The organism is Klenkia taihuensis (assembly GCF_900112525.1).
Lineage (GTDB): Bacteria > Actinomycetota > Actinomycetes > Mycobacteriales > Geodermatophilaceae > Klenkia > Klenkia taihuensis.
Map to the genome: position 1 here is coordinate 1 of NZ_FOMD01000002.1, position 15,355 is coordinate 15,355.

The following is a 15,355-nucleotide window of genomic DNA, read 5'->3' on the forward strand; positions in this document are numbered from 1 at the left end:
ACTCCGACCTGGCCATCGGCACCCGGCTGGCCGGCTCCTCCCGCGTGGTGCGCGGGGCCAAGCGCGAGTTCATCTCCCGCAGCTACAACCTGCTGCTGCGCGGCACCCTGGCCACCCACGTCTCCGACGCCCAGTGCGGCTTCAAGGCCATCAGCGCCGACGTCGCCGCCCGCCTGCTCCCCCTGGTCGAGGACACCGGCTGGTTCTTCGACACCGAACTGCTCGTCCTCGCCGAACGCGCCGGGCTGCGCATCGCCGAGGTACCCGTGGACTGGGTCGACGACCCCGACAGCCGGGTGCACATCGTCTCCACCGCCCGCGCCGACCTCGCCGGCATCGTGCGCATGTGGCGGGCCTTCACCACCGGCCGGCTGCCCCTGGCCGACCTGCGCGCCCAGATCGGCCGCGGCCCCCTCGTCGAACCCACCCTCGACGGCGTCCCCCACGGCCTGGTCGGCCAGCTGGTCCGCTTCGCCGCCATCGGCGCGGTCTCCACCCTGGCCTACCTCGCCCTCTTCGCGCTGCTCCGGACGGGCCTGGACGCGCAGGCCGCGAACCTGGTGACGCTGCTGGTCACGGCGGTGGCCAACACCGCCGCGAACCGGCGCTTCACCTTCGGCCGGCGCGGGCGGGACGGCGCCGTCCTCGCCCAGGGCCAGGGCCTGCTGGTCTTCGCCCTCGGCCTCGCGCTGACCAGCGGCACGCTGGCCGCGCTGGACGTGTGGGACCCGCACGCCCACCGGCTGGTCGAGCTGACCTTCCTGGTCGCGGCGAACCTCGCCGCCACCCTGCTGCGCTTCGTCCTGTTCCGCGCCTGGGTCTTCCGCACCCGCACCCCGCGTGCCGACCGGGTCACCGCCGCCGTCGTCCCCGACCTGGAGGCCAGCGCACGATGAGCACCCTCCTGGACCGCCCCGTCGCCGCCCCGCCCCCGGCCGGGGAGCCCGCACCCGCCGGGCCGCGGGGCGAGCGCGGCCGGGCCGCCACCCTGCTGCTCGGGCCGGCCGGGGACCCCCGCTGGGTGCGGCCGTCCCTGGTGACCCTGCTCGCCGCGACCGGCGTCCTGTACGTCTGGGACCTGGCCGCCTCGGGCTGGGCCAACGCCTTCTACGCCGCCGCCGCGCAGGCCGGGTCGCAGAGCTGGGAGGCCTTCTTCTACGGCTCCTCGGACGCGGCGAACTCCATCACCGTGGACAAGCCGCCGGCGTCGCTGTGGGTGATGGACCTGTCGGTGCGGGTGTTCGGGCTGAACTCCTGGTCGCTGCTGGTGCCGCAGGCGCTGATGGGCACGGCCACCGTCGGCGTGGTGTACCTGGCCGTCCGCCGGGTCGCCGGCGCCGGCGCCGGGTTGCTGGCCGGCGCGGTCACCACGACGACGCCGGTCGCCGTCCTGATGTCCCGGTTCGACAACCCCGACGCCCTGCTGGTCCTGCTGCTCACCCTGGCCGCCTACCTGATGGTCCGGGCGCTGCAGTCGGGCCGCCGCGCCACGCTGGTCGGCGTCGGCGTCCTCGTCGGGTTCGCGTTCCTCACCAAGACCCTGCAGGCCCTGCTCGTGGTGCCCGGCTTCGCGCTGGTCTGGCTGGTCTGCGCGCCGAGCACGTTCCGCCGGCGGCTGGTCGACCTGCTGCTGGCCGGCGCTGCGGTGGTCGCCGCCGGGGGCTGGTGGGTGGCGGTGGTCGAGCTGGTGCCCGCGGGTTCCCGGCCGTTCATCGGCGGCTCGCAGACCAACTCGGTGTGGGAGCTGATCTGGGGCTACAACGGCCTGGGCCGCCTCACCGGCGACGAGACCGGGTCGGTCGGCGGCGGGGGCGGCTGGGGCGAGACGGGCCTGGGCCGGCTGTTCGGCTACGACGTCGGCGGGCAGGTCGCCTGGCTGCTGCCCGCCGCGCTGGTGCTCGGCGCCGCCGGGCTCGTCGTGCTCGGCCGGGCCGCCCGCACCGACGTCCGGCGCTCGGGGCTGCTCGTGTGGGCGAGCTGGCTGGTGGTCACCGGGCTGGTCTTCAGCCTGATGGCCGGCATCTTCCACGCCTACTACACCGTCGCGCTGGCCCCGGCCATCGGCGCGGTGGTGGGCACCGGCGGCGCGCTGCTGTGGTCCCGTCGGCGGCACCCGGCGGCCCGCCTGGTCCTCGCCGCGACCGCGGCGGGCACCGGCTGGTGGGCGTCCGACCTGCTCGGCCGGACGCCGTGGTTCCTGCCGTGGCTGGCCCCGACCGTGCTCGCCGCCGGGCTGGTCGCGGGCGCCGGACTGCTCGCGGTGCACGTGCTGCCCCGGCTGCTCGCCGGGCTCGTGGCCACCGCCGCGGTGCTGGCCGCGCTCGGCGGGCCGGTGGCGTTCGCGCTGCAGACCGCCGCCACCCCGCACACCGGGTCCATCGTCACCGCCGGCCCCGACGCCGCCACCCGCTTCGGACCCGCCCGCACCGCACCCACCGGCGGCGGCTTCTCCCTCGGCACCCCGCCGCCGACGGCCACCGCGGGCACCGCCACCACCAGCGCGCCGACCGCCCGCGGCGGGTCCGGGCAGCTGAGCACCCGCGGCAACCTGCTGGGCGCCAGCGACCCCACCGAGCGGGTGGTGGCGGCTCTCCGGTCCAACGCCTCGGCCTACACCTGGGTCGCCGCGGCCGTCGGGTCGCAGAGCGCGGCCGGCTTCCAGCTGGCCACCGGCGACCCGGTGATGGCCGTCGGCGGCTTCAACGGCAGCGACCCCTCCCCCACGCTGGCCCAGTTCCAGCAGTACGTGGCCGAGGGCCAGATCCACTGGTTCGTGGGCGGCACCGTCGGCCGCAGCTCGGGCGGGTCGGACGCCTCCATCCAGATCGCCCAGTGGGTCGCCGCGCACTACTCCGCCACCACGGTCGACGGCATCCAGCTCTACGACCTGACGCCGCCCACCGGCTAGGGCGTCGTCCAGGGGGCGAAGAGGGTGCGGGCGGTGGCGTCGGGGGTGCGGTAGGTCAGCGTCGAGCCGTCCTGCAGCAGCACCGACACCACCAGCGGGTCGGTCGGGCCGGGGTGCTCGGGGCCACCCAGCACGACGGCGCCCACCTGCTCGGCACCCACCCGCCGCACGCCGTCCAGCCAGCTGACGTACTCCGCCGACGACGTCGCCCGGCGGAACAGGGGCGCCCCCGGGCGGCGGCGGACCCGCCGGCCGGCGGCGCGGGCGGCCTGCGCCTGCGCCCGGTCACCGGCGGCCTGCTGCCGGTCGCGGGCCCGGAACCGGGCGATCTGGACGGCGGAGAACAGCAGCAGGCCCAGCGCACCGACCGACAGCACCAGCGACAGCGGGCCGACGCCGTCCAGCCGCCCGGCCAGCTGGGACAGCAGCACCAGCACGCCGAACGCGCCGACCAGGACCAGCAGCTGCTTGAGCTGTGCCCGGGTGTCGGACAGCCCGCGGGCGAACCCGGGCAGCTCGACCCAGCCGTCGTCGTAGACGGCCAGCCGCCACCAGTCCCCCGCGGCGTCCTCCGCCGCGACCCAGCCGCGCCTGCTCATGCCTTGAGCTTGTACTCCTTGAGCAGCCCGCGGCTGATGATCGTCTTCTGGATCTCGCTGGTGCCCTCGCCGATGAGCAGGAACGGGGCCTCGCGCATGAGCCGCTCGACCTCGTACTCCTTGGAGTAGCCGTAGCCGCCGTGGATGCGGAAGGCCTGCGTGGTCACCTCGGCGCAGTACTCGCTGGCCAGCAGCTTGGCCATGCCGGCCTCGACGTCGTTGCGCTTCCCCGAGTCCTTGAGCTTGGCCGCGTTGACCATCATCAGGTGGGCGGCCTCGACCTTGGTGGCCATCTCGGCCAGCTGGAAGGCGATCGCCTGGTGCTGGGCGATCTTCTTGCCGAAGGTCTCCCGCTGCTGGGCGTAGGCCACGGCCAGCTCGAAGGCCCGGATGGAGATGCCGCAGGCCCGCGCCGCGACGTTGACCCGGCCGACCTCGACGCCGTCCATCATGTGCGCGAAGCCCTTGCCGGGGACGCCGCCGAGGATGTCCGACGCCTTGGCCTGGTAGCCGTCGAACACCAGGCTGGTGGTGTCGACGCCCTTGTAGCCCATCTTCTCGATCTTGCCGGGGACGGTGAGCCCGGGGACGACCTCGCCGAACCCGGTCGGCTTCTCGACCAGGAACGTGGTGAGGTTCTGGTACGGCTTCTCCGCGCCCTCGTCGGTGCGCACCAGCGCGGCGACCAGCGTGGAGGACCCGCCGTTGGTCAGCCACATCTTCTCGCCGTCGATGACGTAGTCGCCGTTCGCGTCCTGCTTGGCCCGGGTGCGGATGGCCGCGACGTCGGAACCCAGCCCGGGCTCGCTCATCGAGAACGCGCCGCGCACCTCACCGGTGGCCATCCGGGGCAGGTAGCGGTCCTTCTGCTCCTGCGTGCCGTGCTGGATGAGCATGTAGGCCACGATGAAGTGGGTGTTGATGACGCCCGAGACGCTCATCCAGCCGCGGGCGATCTCCTCCACGACCAGCACGTAGGTCAGCAGGCTCTCGCCCAGGCCGCCGTACTCCTCCGGGATCATGAGGCCGAACAGCCCCATCTCCTTCATCCCGTCGACGATCTCCTGCGGGTAGGTGTCGGCGTGCTCCAGCCCCTGCGCCCGCGGGATGATCTCCCGGTCGACGAACCGGCGGACCGTGGAGAGGATCTCGGTCTGGACCTCGGTGAGGTCGGCGGTCTGGGCCAGGCGGGTCATGGCTGCTCCTCGGGGGACGGCGGTGTCCTCGGTCAACGGGAGTATGGCCGGGTTCACCGCCGCGTCGGACGTGCCGTGCACCACACGGGTGCGACCCTGGGGGCCGTCGACGAGGAGGACCCATGAGCGAGCCGGACGACGGCTTCTACCGCGGTGACCCGCCGCTGCGGTCGACCCAGCCGCCGACCTGGGGCCCGCCACCCGGGTACGGCCCGCCCCCCGGGTACGGCCCGCCGCCCGGCTACGGCCCGCCGCCCGGCTACGGCCAGCCGGTGTACGTGGTGCGCCGGCCGACCAACTCCACCGCCGTCCTGGCCCTGGTGTTCGGCTTCGTGTTCCCGCCGGTCGGCCTGGGCCTGGGCATCTCGGCGCGGCGGCAGATCCGGCGCACCCGCGAGGAGGGCGACGGCCTGGCGCTGGCCGGGATCGTCGTCGGCTCGATCGGGACGACGGTCTACGCCCTGCTGTTCGTGGTCTGGCTGTGGGCGCTGCTCACCGTGGTCAGCTTCGCGCCCTGACCACGGTGAGCGCCGGGGTCACTCCTCGGGCGGGGTGAACGACGAGGTCCGCGCCATCCCGGCGGCCCGGCCCTTGCCGGCGATGACCAGCGCCATCTTGCGGCTGGCCTCGTCGATCATCTCGTCGCCGAGCATCGCCGAGCCCTTCTTGCCGCCGGCCTCGCTGGTGGCCCACTCGTAGGCGTCCAGGATCAGCTCGGCGTGGTCGTAGTCCTCCTGGGACGGCGCGTAGATCTCGTTCGCGGCGTCGATCTGGCCCGGGTGCAGCACCCACTTGCCGTCGAAGCCCAGCATCGCCGAGCGCTTGGCGACCTCCTCGAAGGCCGGCACGTCGCGCACCTGCAGGAACGGCCCGTCGATGGCCTGCACGCCGCGGGCGCGGGCGGCCATCAGGATCTGCATGAGGATGTAGTGGAACGGGTCGCCCGGGTAGTCCGGGTGCAGCGCGCCCACCACCAGCGACTTCATGTTGATCGAGGCCATGAAGTCGGCCGGGCCGTAGATGATGGTCTCGATCCGCGGGCTGGCGAACGCGATCTGGTTGACGTTGATCAGCCCCTGCGCGGTCTCGATCTGCGCCTCGATGCCGATCTTCCCGACCTCCAGGCCGTGGGCCTTCTCGACCTGGGTGAGCAGCATGTCCAGCGCCTGCACCTGACCGGCGTCCTGCACCTTGGGCAGCATGATGCAGTCGAGGTTCGCCCCGGCGCCGCCGACGACCTCGATGACGTCCTGGAAGGTCCACTCGGTGGTCCAGTCGTTGACCCGGACGGTGCGGATCTTCTCCCCCCACCCGCCCTCGTTCAGCGCCGCCACGATGTTCTTGCGGGCGCCGGGCTTGGCCAGCGGCGCGCAGGCGTCCTCCAGGTCCAGGAACACCTGGTCCGCCGGGAGGCCCTTGGCCTTCTCCAGGAACCGGGGGTTGCTGCCCGGGACGGCGAGGTTGGAACGACGGGATCGGAGCTCGGCCACGGTGCCTCCACGATCGACTTCTGGGGTTACCGGAGAGTAACGAGCGCCCCGGTACCCGGCTGCGTGATCGCCCCCACAGCCCTCAGGTGACCGGTTCGACCGGCGGGCGGGAGGCCCGGGTGACCAGGGCGACGCCGACGACGACCAGCGCCATGCCCGGCAGCGCCAGCAGCGGGGGCAGCTGGCCCAGCAGCACCAGCGCCACCAGCAGCGACCCGGGCACCTCGAGCAGGATCGCCAGCCCCACCACGGTCGGCCCCACGTTCGAGACCACCATGTTGAACAGCGTGTGCCCGAGCAGTTGCGCAACGACGGTGATGCCGGCGATCAGCCACCAGTCGCGGGCGCTGAACCCCACCAGCGGGTCGCCCACCACCAGCGCGGCGACGGCGAGCACGACCGCGCAGGTGGAGTAGCAGACCACCGCGTAGGCCGACGTCGACAGCCGCTGCCGCGCCCGGGCGCCGGCGAGCACGTACCCGGCGGCGGCGATCGCGCCCAGCAGCGCCAGCCCGTCGCCGGCCAGCGCGCGCAGCGAGACGGTGACGTCGACCCCGGCGATCAGCGCGGCCCCGGCGATGGCCAGCACGAGGCCCCACCAGACCTGGGCGGGCAGCCGGACGCCGGACAGCCGGGCCGCCACCGCCGTCCAGATCGGGGTGGTGGTGACCAGCGCGATGGACGCCGCGACCGACGTCATCGACAGGCTCGGCAGCCAGGCGGCGAAGTGCGCGGCGAGGAACAGCCCGGCCACCACCGAGCTGCCCAGGTGGGACCACCGCAGCGCGGGCCGCTCGCGCAGCAGCACCGGCAGCAGCGCCGCCGCGCCGGCCGCGTTGCGCCAGAACGCGATGGCCAGCGCCGGCGCGGCGACCAGCGCGGTCAGCGGCCCCGACAGCGAGATGCCCACGACGGCCACGGCCATGACGGCCACGTCGCGGCCGGCCGGCCGGTGCAGTGCCCAGGCGTCGGTGGTGCTCACGCCGGGACGGCGATCGTGCCGCGCGAGACCGGGTGCACGTCGCCGGCCACGGTGGCCGAGACGGCGCGGCCGCCGTCCACGGTGACGGTGCAGTCCAGCACCGACGGGCGCTGCAGGGCGGCGCCCTGGTGCAGCCGGTAGGACGACGTCCCCTCCCCGGCCAGGCCCTCGGCGGCCAGCCACACGCCGGTGGCCAGCGCGGCCGAGCCGGTGGCCGGGTCCTCCTCCCAGGACAGCCCGCCGGCGAAGACCCGCACGGTGTGCTCGTCGCCCGGTCCGCGGCCGATCACCGAGACGCCGCCGCCGACCTCGGCGGGCAGCAGCGCGGCCAGCGCGCGGCGGTCGGGGACGGCGCGGGCCACCGCGCCGGGGTGCACGTCGAGCTGGGTGAACTCCAGGCCGCAGCCGACCAGGTGCGCCGGCCGGCCGGTGACGTCGTCCGGCCCGAGGCCGAGCGCCGCCCCCAGCGCCACCGGGTCGGGGCCGGGGCGCAGCGAGACCGGGCCGCCGGTGAGCCGGGCGCCCGCCGCGGTGACCTCGACCGGGACGGTGCCCACGCCGCACTCCTGCGCGACGGTGCCCGGGGCGAGCAGGCCGAGCCGGACCAGGGTGTGCGCGGTGCCGACGCTGGGGTGCCCGGCGAAGGGCAGCTCGGTCTCGGTGGTGAAGATCCGCACCGCGTAGCCGCCCTCGCGCACCGCCGTCACGAACGTCGTCTCCGACAGGTGGAACTCCCGCGCCAGCGCCTGGCACTGGTCGGTGGACAGGTCGCCGGCGCCCAGCACGACCGCCAGCGGGTTGCCGGCGAACGGGCGGGGGGCGAACACGTCCACGACCTCGAAGGACAGCACGGGGGCGACGGTAACCTCCGCAGTCGTGACCACCGTGACCCGCGCCTACGTCTCGCGGGTGGCCGGCCTGACCGTGTTCGACCCCGACGGCGACCGGGTGGGCAAGGTCCGCGACGCGGTCGTGGCGCTGCGGGTGGGCACCGCTCCCCCGCGGGTGCTCGGCCTGGTGCTCGAGGTGGTCGCCCGCCGCCGGATCTTCCTGCCGATGGGCCGGGTCACCCGCATCGACGCCGGCGCCGTCGTGCTGTCCACCGGGACGCTGAGCCTGCGGCACTTCGAGCAGCGGGCCGGGGAGACCCTGGTGCTCGGCGAGCTGCTCGACCGCCGGGTGACCCTGCTCGAGGACGACCGCCCCGGCGTGGTCGTGGACGCCTCGATGGAGCAGACCCGCACCGGCGACTGGGCCCTCACCCGGCTGGCGGTGGCCGAGCCCGGCCGCTTCGGCCGGCGCGGCCAGCTGCGCCAGGTGGCCTGGGACGAGGTCGGCGGGCTGGCGCTGCAGGAGGCCGGGCAGAGCGCCGAGGCCCTGCTGGCCGCCTACCGCGAGCTCAAGCCGGCCGACCTGGCGCACGCGCTGCAGGAGCTGCCCGACAAACGCCGGTTCGAGGTCGCCGCGGACCTGGACGACGAGCGGCTGGCCGACGTGCTGGGCGAGCTGCCCGAGGCCGAGCAGATCACCATCCTGGGCACCCTGGACGACGACCGCGCGGCCGACGTCCTGGAGGAGATGGACCCCGACGACGCCGCCGACCTGCTCAACGAGCTGCCGAACGTGGACCGGCACCGGCTGCTGAGCCTGATGGAGCCCGACGAGGCCAAGTCGGTGCGCCAGCTGCTGGAGTACTCCGAGGACACCGCCGGCGGCATGATGACCAGCGAGCCGGTGATCCTGGCCCCCGACGCCACCATCGCCGAGGCGCTGGCCCGGGTCCGCGCCGAGGAGCTCACCCCCAGCCTGGCCAGTCAGGTCTACGTCTGCCGGCCGCCCTCGGCCACGCCGACCGGCCGCTACCTGGGCCTGGCGCACATCCAGCGGCTGCTGCGCGAGCCCCCGTTCACCCTGGTCTCCGGCGTGCTCGACGACCTGGAGCCGCTGCGCCCGGAGGCCCCGCTGGCCGAGGTCACCCGCTACTTCGCCACCTACAACCTGGTCGCCGCCCCCGTCGTGGACGGCGCGGGCCGGCTGCTGGGCGCGGTCACCGTGGACGACGTCATGGACGCACTGCTGCCCGACGACTGGCGGGACCGGGCGCGCCGTGGCTGACCGCCCGGATGCCGCGCGCCGCGCGGACCTGCAGCTGGACCAGCCCTCGGGCACCCGCAGCTTCGCCCAGTTCCTTCGGTTCAACCCCGACGCGATCGGCCACTACGCCGAGCTCATCGCCCGCTTCCTCGGCACCGGCCGCTACCTGGCGATCCAGACCATCATCGTCATCGTCTGGATCATCATCAACGTCGCGTGGGTGGCGCTGCGGTTCGACCCGTACCCGTTCATCCTGCTCAACCTGGCCTTCTCCACCCAGGCCGCCTACGCCGCGCCGCTGATCCTGCTGGCGCAGAACCGGCAGGCCGACCGGGACAAGGTGCAGGCCGAGGAGGACCGGGCGCGGGCCGCGCAGACCCGCGCGGACACCGAGTACCTGGCCCGCGAGCTCGCCTCGCTGCGGGTGGCCATCGGCGAGCTGGCCACCCGCGACTTCATCCGCGGCGAGCTGGACCGGCTGGTCCCGCCCGACGACGAGGCCGCCGCGCGCCGGAAGAAGGAGCGCAAGCGCCGCCGGGAGCAGCAGGCCCGCGAGGCCGCGGCCGACTAGGTCCTCAGCGGACGACGCGCAGGGTGGTCAGCGTGGGGTCGGCGGCGTAGGCCACCCGCACCCCGGCGTCCCGGGCGGCCAGCAGCGCGCCCGCGGCGGCCCCGGTGACCCGCTCGCCGGGCGCCAGCACGGGGATGCCCGGCGGGTAGGGCGCGACCAGCTCGGCGCAGACCCGCCCGACGGCCGCGGCGAAGGGCACCGCCTCGGCGTCGGCGAAGAACGCCTCGCGCGGGGGCAGCACCTGCTCGGGGTCGACGGCGTAGACCGCGGCCCCCACCACCGGCCGGGCCGGCCCGCGGTGCCGCTGCAGGGCGGCGAGCACGGCGTCGGTGAACCGCTGCAGGGTGGCGTCGTCGTCGGCCAGGGAGACAACGGCGACCACCAGGTCGCGCTCGGCGGCCTCCACCGGCACGCCGGCGGCGAGCAGGTCCTGCTCCACGGCGATGCCGTCGGCGCCGGTGTCGGGCAGCACGAGGACCAGCTTGAGCGGGTCGGTGCCCGGCCCGTCGAGCAGCACCAGCCCCGGGACGGCGGCCAGCCGCTCGCGGGCCCGGCGGGTGGCGGCCAGCGCGGCGCCCAGCAGCTCCTCGCCGACGCGGGCCAGCAGGGCCCGGGCGGCGTCGGTGCTGGCCAGCACGGCACCGGCCGGGCTGGTGGTGGCGGTGGCCTCCACCCCGGCGTCCAGCCGGGCGGGGTCGACCCGGTCGGTGCGGGCCAGCACGAGCGCGGCCTGGCTCCACGCGGGCAGCGTCTTGTGCGCGCTGGTCACCAGCACGTCCGCGCCCAGCTGCAGCGCGTGCCGCGGCAGGTCGGGGTGGAAGCCGGCGTGCGCGGCCCAGGCGCCGTCGACCACCAGCGGGACGCCGTGCCCGTGCGCGACCTCGGCCAGCCCGGCGACGTCGCCGACCGTGCCGACGTAGGAGGGGTCGCCGACCAGCACCGCGACGGCGTCGGGGGCGGCGGCCAGCGCCCGGGCCACCGCGGCCGGCGGGACGCCGAGCGGCAGGCCGGTGGCCGGGTCGACGTCCGGGCGGACCCAGACCGGGATCAGCCCGGCCAGCACCAGGCCCAGCAGCAGCGACCGGTGCAGGGTGCGGCTGACCACCACCCGGTCGCCCGGCCGGCCCAGCGCCAGCGCGACCGCCTGGTTGGCGTGCGTGGCGCCACCGGTGGAGAACCGGCAGACGTCGGCGCCCCACAGCGCGGCGGCGCGGGCCTCGGCGTCGGCGAGCAGGCCGCCGGCGAGCTTGACGGTGTCCAGGCCGCCGTAGAGCGGGACGTCGCCGGCCACCACGTCGCCGACCAGGTCGGTGCGCTGCTTGTGGCCGGGGATGGTGAACGGGGTGGGCGCCTGCTCGCGGAAGCGCAGCCAGGCGTCCAGCAGCGGGGCGTCGCCGCGCAGCCCGCGGGGGTCAGCGGCCACCGGCGAGCCCCGCCAGGACGTGCAGCTGCCGGCGCATCATCACCAGGTCACCCCAGCACAGCGCCCGGTCCACCGCCCAGGGCAGCCGGCCCACCCGCAGGACGCCGACCAGCCGGCTGCCGGCCGGGCCGGGCGTCACCGCGTAGCCGAGGACGACGTCGCCCAGCGCGCGGGACACCGGCCCACCGGGCGCGACGAGCGTGACCTGCTCACCCGGCCGGACCGACCGGATGCGGAACGGCCCGGCCATCCGCTGCCCGGTCTCGAGGTGCTCCAGCCCGGGGGTCAGCGTGCGCGGGCTGCGCCGGCCGAGGTTGTCGACCCAGTCGTAGCTGTAGGGCGCCGCGCGCAGCTGGCAGACCCACCGCCACGTCGTGGCCGGGTCCGCGGCGACGTCCACCCCGCGCAGCCAGCGCCCGGGCGCACCGGGCGCCAGCTCGTCGGCGTCCCAGCGGCGGACCACCTCCTCGGCGGTCACCCCCCACCGGTCGGGCAGCCTCATGCGAAGTAGAGGTGGTGGTGCAGCCGGCAGCCGGGGTTGAACGGGGCGGCGCAGTGCGGGCACCCGTCGGCGACGACGTAGTCCTCGACCGACAGGGTGTGCCGGCAGACCCCGCACACCACGGCGTGGGCCTGCCGGTCGTCGGCGGGCCACACGACGGCGGGGTGGTCGGCGCACTCGGCGTGGCAGAGGTGGCAGCCCCAGTACGGCGGGCAGCAGGCGAACCGGAGGGCGACGACGTCCAGCGGGCCGGCGTAGTGCGCGCAGCGGCTCTGGTCGTCGACCAGCCGCCCGCCCAGCTCCACCTGCGCCACACGGGGAGCGTAGGAGGGTCAGCCGTACCCGTCGCGGTGGACGGCGGCCGCGGCCGGGTGCAGCCGCAGCGGGGCGGTGTCGGCCAGCGTGGCCGGCACGAAGTACTGGATGCCGCCGGCCGGCTGCGGCACCAGGGCGCTGGCCGGGCCGATGACCGTGGCGGTCACCTCGCGGACCACCCGGTCGGCGAGGTCGGGCCGGCAGAGCAGGAAGCAGCTGGTGCCCAGGGTGGCGACGTCGGCCTGGCCGTAGAAGGACCCCGGCAGGCGGGCCGGCTGGTAGACGTCCATCGCCACGGCGTTGGCCGCCGGCAGGTAGCCGCCGAGGTCCAGCGCCCGGAACCCGGCGACGGTGGACAGCGACTCGATCTCCGGCGCGGGCTCGCCGCCCCACCAGAACATCGCGTCGACGGTGCCGCCGGCCAGGCTGATCGCGCCGTCGCCGGGGTCCTGCTCGAGCCACCGGGTGACGCCGTCGGTGGGCACGGCGCCGACCAGCTGCAGCAGCCGGGCCGCGGTGGCCGCGGTGCCCGACCGCGGCGGCCCCACCGACACGGTCGCGCCGACCAGGTCGGAGAGGGTGCGCACCGGGGAGTCCGCGGCGACCAGGCAGTGCAGCAGGGTCTGGTAGACCTTCGCGATCGCGACCAGGCCGGTGCGGCCGGCGGCGGCGTCGGCCAGCGCCGGGGCGACGTCCACCCGGCCGGCGGCCAGCAGGTCGAGGTTCTCCACCGTGCCGTCGGTGAACACGACGGTGGTCTCGTCGAAGCGCTCCTGCTCCTCCAGGGCCCGCCCGAGCAGCCGGGCCAGCTTGATGAAGGTGCCGCCCGGCTCGCCGCCGGCGAGGGTCAGCGCGCCGCGCGCACCCGGTGACCCGGTCGCGCAGCCGGCCCACCCGCCGGCCGCGGCCACGGCCAGCGCCGCGCCGGCGGTGAGGAAGCCGCGGCGGTCCATCAGGCACCGTCCCGGGGCAGGTCCAGCCGCACCGCCAGGCCGCCGGCCGCGGCCCGGGCGACGGTCATCGAGCCGCCGGCGGCCCGGGCCAGGGCGTCGACGATGGCCAGGCCGAGCCCGGTACCGGGGTGCTCCACGTGCCGGGAGGACCGCCAGAACCGCTCGCGGGCGTGCGCGAGCTCCTCGTCGGTGAGCCCGTCGCCGTCGTCGGCGACCTCGAGCACCGCCCGGCCCGGCGCCCCCGCGCGCAGCCCGACCTCGACGTGCGCGCCGGGACCGGCGTACTTGACCGCGTTCTCCACCAGCGCGTCGACGACCTCGACCACCTCGGCGGCCGGCAGCGCGAGCACCACGTCGTCGTCGGCGGTCACCCGCACCGCGGGGCCGCCCGGCCCGCCCCAGCGGGCCGCCACGTGGGCCCGCACCCGGTCGGCGGTGGCGCCGGGCTCGGCGGGCGCGTCGCCGAGCCGCGCGGCCCGGGCCTCCATGACCCGGTGCTCGGCCTCGGCCAGCCCCAGCAGCCGGTCAACGGTGTGGTCGAGCCGGTCCAGGTCGGCCTGCACCGCGGCCAGCCGCTGCCGGTCGGCGTCGGTGGGCGCGGGCAGCAGGTCGACGTTGAGCCGGACGGCGGCCAGCGGGTTGCGCAGCTGGTGGGAGGTGTTGCTGACCAGGTCGCGCTGCTGGGCGAGGGTCGCCGACAGCGTGCCGGCCATGGTGGTGAAGGAGCTGGCCAGCCTCCGCAGCTCGGGTGGGCCGCCGACGGCGACCGCGGCGGGCGCCTCCTGCTGGGTCAGCGCGTGGGTGGCGGCCTCCAGTGCGTGCACCGGCCGCAGGATCCAGCGGGCCGCACGCAGCGTGACCCAGAACAGGGCGAGCAGGCCCAGCAGCGCGGGCACCACGATGCCCAGCCAGCCCCGGCGGACGTCGTCCCGGGCGTCGGTCAGGTCGGCCTCCAGCAGCACGACGCCGCTGGCGACGTCCCGGCTGACCTCGACCGGCACCGACAGGACGGCGGTCGCGGAGCTCCACGGCAGCACCGGCTCCACCTCGCGGAAGGGCACGTTGTAGCCCGAGTCGCGGGTGCGGCGCTCCACCCGCGGGTCGTCGGGGTCCAGCCCCCCGACGCCGGCCAGCACCTGCTCGGTGGTGTCGATGACCAGCAGCGACTCCCCGTGCAGGTCGTGGTGGCGCACCAGGTACCGCTCCAGGGGCACCGCGTCGCCGGTCTCGACCGCCAGCCGGGTGAGCGAGGCGACCCGGTCGAGCACCTCGCGGCGCTGCAGCTCCAGCTCGTTGGTGCGCTCCCGGGAGACCGTCTGCAGCGACGGCAGCACCAGCAGGACGGCGACGGCCACCACCAGGGTCATCAGCGGCGCGACGATGCGGCTGCGCACTCAGACCTCCAGCCGGTACCCGAAGCCGCGGATCGTGCTGATCAGGCCGGGGCGGGCGAGCTTGGCACGCAGCGAGGTCAGGTGGACGTCGCAGGAGCGCGAGGACCCGACGAAGGCGTCGCCCCACACCTCGTCGAGCACCAGCTCCTTGCGCACCGCCTCCCCCGGCCGCTTGGCCAGCGACGCCAGCACGTCGAACTCCTTCTCGGTGAGCGCGACCGCGGCGCCGCCCACCCGGACGGTGCGGGCCACCAGGTCCACCTCGACGTCGCCGGCGCGGACCGTGGAGGGCGGGCCGGCCGGCTGGCGGCGCCGGGTGACGGTGCCGATCCGGGCCATCAGCTCGGCCATCCGCACCGGCTTGACCAGGAAGTCGTCGGCACCCAGGTGCAGCCCGCGCACGATCGACCGCTCGTCCCCGCGGGCGGACACGATGAGCACCGGGACGGCGCTGACCTGCCGCAGCTGGCGCAGCACGTCGAACCCGTCGCCGTCGGCCAGGCCCAGGTCCAGCAGCACGACGTCGGCGGTGTGGTGGCGCAGCAGCGCGTCGTCGCACCTGCGGGCGCGGCCCGAGGTGTGCCCGTGGTGGGCGAGGACGTCGGCCAGCGCCTTGGCCAGCGGGTCGTCGTCCTCGACGATCAGGAAGTGCACGACAAGATCGTAGGGACCGTGACGCGGGTCACGAAGACGTCTTTCCCTAAGGGACCGTCAAGAAGCGGCCGTGGCCCTTCTCACGTGATCGCGGCCACTCCTAGCGTCCGTGCTCGTCCGGGCGGCACCGTCGCAGCCCGCCCTCACCTGGGAGAACACATGACCACCCCCCGGCTCGCCCGTCCCGCGGCCCTGTCGCTGTCCCTCGCCGCCGTCCTCGTCACCACCGCCTGCGGCGGCTCCGACGGCGGGAGCGGCGGTGGCGACGCCAGCG

Annotated in this window: 16 protein-coding genes; 5 read left to right on the forward strand and 11 right to left on the reverse strand. The window is 75.6% G+C overall.

The window, feature by feature from the left end; genetic code table 11:
* Positions 1 to 896: GtrA family protein (locus BM158_RS07810; protein WP_109504834.1), on the forward strand; the 896-nt coding region annotated here is incomplete at its 5' end.
* Complete coding sequence (locus tag BM158_RS07815) at positions 893 to 2,908, forward strand: mannosyltransferase YkcB-related protein (RefSeq protein ID WP_091556489.1); 2,016 nt, start codon at positions 893 to 895, stop codon at positions 2,906 to 2,908. The genes BM158_RS07810 and BM158_RS07815, both read left to right, overlap by 4 nt.
* Here BM158_RS07815 and BM158_RS07820 read toward each other — a convergent pair.
* Entirely contained in the window at positions 2,905 to 3,507 is a 603-nt protein-coding gene (locus BM158_RS07820; protein WP_091556490.1) for a hypothetical protein, read from the reverse strand. The two genes, BM158_RS07815 and BM158_RS07820, sit on opposite strands and share 4 nt — an antisense overlap.
* A complete protein-coding gene (locus tag BM158_RS07825; RefSeq protein ID WP_091556492.1) occupies positions 3,504 to 4,703 on the reverse strand; it encodes an acyl-CoA dehydrogenase family protein in 1,200 nt (399 codons plus the stop codon). The genes BM158_RS07820 and BM158_RS07825 overlap by 4 nt, the downstream gene beginning before the upstream one ends.
* Positions 4,704 to 4,825: 122 nt before the next feature.
* On the opposite strand from BM158_RS07825, the gene BM158_RS07830 reads away from it, so the two are divergent.
* A complete protein-coding gene (locus BM158_RS07830) occupies positions 4,826 to 5,221 on the forward strand; it encodes a DUF4190 domain-containing protein (RefSeq protein WP_091556494.1) in 396 nt (131 codons plus the stop codon).
* 18 nt (positions 5,222 to 5,239) lie between these two features.
* Here the strand turns inward: BM158_RS07830 and BM158_RS07835 are convergent, their stop codons facing one another.
* The 3 genes from BM158_RS07835 to BM158_RS07845 all read right to left on the reverse strand — a co-directional run bounded on the left by BM158_RS07835 (position 5,240) and on the right by BM158_RS07845 (position 8,026).
* A complete protein-coding gene (locus tag BM158_RS07835; protein ID WP_091556496.1) occupies positions 5,240 to 6,193 on the reverse strand; it encodes an HpcH/HpaI aldolase/citrate lyase family protein in 954 nt (317 codons plus the stop codon).
* 82 nt (positions 6,194 to 6,275) lie between these two features.
* Positions 6,276 to 7,175: a DMT family transporter gene (locus tag BM158_RS07840; protein ID WP_229827877.1), complete on the reverse strand. Its 900-nt coding sequence runs from the start codon at positions 7,173 to 7,175 to the stop codon at positions 6,276 to 6,278.
* Positions 7,172 to 8,026, reverse strand: coding sequence for a PhzF family phenazine biosynthesis protein (locus tag BM158_RS07845; protein WP_229827878.1), 855 nt, complete (start codon positions 8,024 to 8,026; stop codon positions 7,172 to 7,174). Before BM158_RS07845 ends, BM158_RS07840 begins: the two co-directional genes overlap by 4 nt.
* Before the next feature lie 25 nt (positions 8,027 to 8,051).
* On the opposite strand from BM158_RS07845, the gene BM158_RS07850 reads away from it, so the two are divergent.
* Together BM158_RS07850 and BM158_RS07855 are read left to right on the forward strand one after the other, a co-directional pair.
* Positions 8,052 to 9,290 (forward strand): magnesium transporter MgtE N-terminal domain-containing protein, encoded by a 1,239-nt coding sequence (locus BM158_RS07850; RefSeq protein WP_091556499.1) that lies wholly within the window; start codon positions 8,052 to 8,054, stop codon positions 9,288 to 9,290.
* Entirely contained in the window at positions 9,283 to 9,840 is a 558-nt protein-coding gene (locus tag BM158_RS07855) for a DUF1003 domain-containing protein (protein ID WP_091556500.1), read from the forward strand. The genes BM158_RS07850 and BM158_RS07855 overlap by 8 nt, the downstream gene beginning before the upstream one ends.
* 4 nt (positions 9,841 to 9,844) lie before the next feature.
* On the opposite strand, the gene BM158_RS07860 is transcribed toward BM158_RS07855, so the two are convergent.
* Genes BM158_RS07860 through BM158_RS07885 form a run of 6 tightly spaced genes read right to left on the reverse strand, consistent with a single transcriptional unit; the run spans position 9,845 to position 15,081 of the window.
* Positions 9,845 to 11,263, reverse strand: coding sequence for an aminotransferase class I/II-fold pyridoxal phosphate-dependent enzyme (locus BM158_RS07860; protein WP_091556502.1), 1,419 nt, complete (start codon positions 11,261 to 11,263; stop codon positions 9,845 to 9,847).
* A complete protein-coding gene (locus tag BM158_RS07865; protein ID WP_091556504.1) occupies positions 11,253 to 11,765 on the reverse strand; it encodes a hypothetical protein in 513 nt (170 codons plus the stop codon). Before BM158_RS07865 ends, BM158_RS07860 begins: the two co-directional genes overlap by 11 nt.
* A complete protein-coding gene (locus tag BM158_RS07870; RefSeq protein WP_207506318.1) occupies positions 11,762 to 12,079 on the reverse strand; it encodes a CHY zinc finger protein in 318 nt (105 codons plus the stop codon). The genes BM158_RS07865 and BM158_RS07870 overlap by 4 nt, the downstream gene beginning before the upstream one ends.
* Positions 12,080 to 12,097: 18 nt before the next feature.
* On the reverse strand, positions 12,098 to 13,033 hold the full coding sequence (locus BM158_RS07875; protein ID WP_091556506.1) for a TAXI family TRAP transporter solute-binding subunit: 936 nt from the start codon (positions 13,031 to 13,033) through the stop codon (positions 12,098 to 12,100).
* Positions 13,033 to 14,427, reverse strand: a complete 1,395-nt coding sequence (locus BM158_RS07880; protein WP_091556508.1) for a sensor histidine kinase — start codon at positions 14,425 to 14,427, stop codon at positions 13,033 to 13,035. Before BM158_RS07880 ends, BM158_RS07875 begins: the two co-directional genes overlap by 1 nt.
* Complete coding sequence (locus BM158_RS07885; RefSeq protein WP_091556510.1) at positions 14,428 to 15,081, reverse strand: response regulator transcription factor; 654 nt, start codon at positions 15,079 to 15,081, stop codon at positions 14,428 to 14,430.
* Between the last annotated feature and the right edge of the window lie 274 nt (positions 15,082 to 15,355).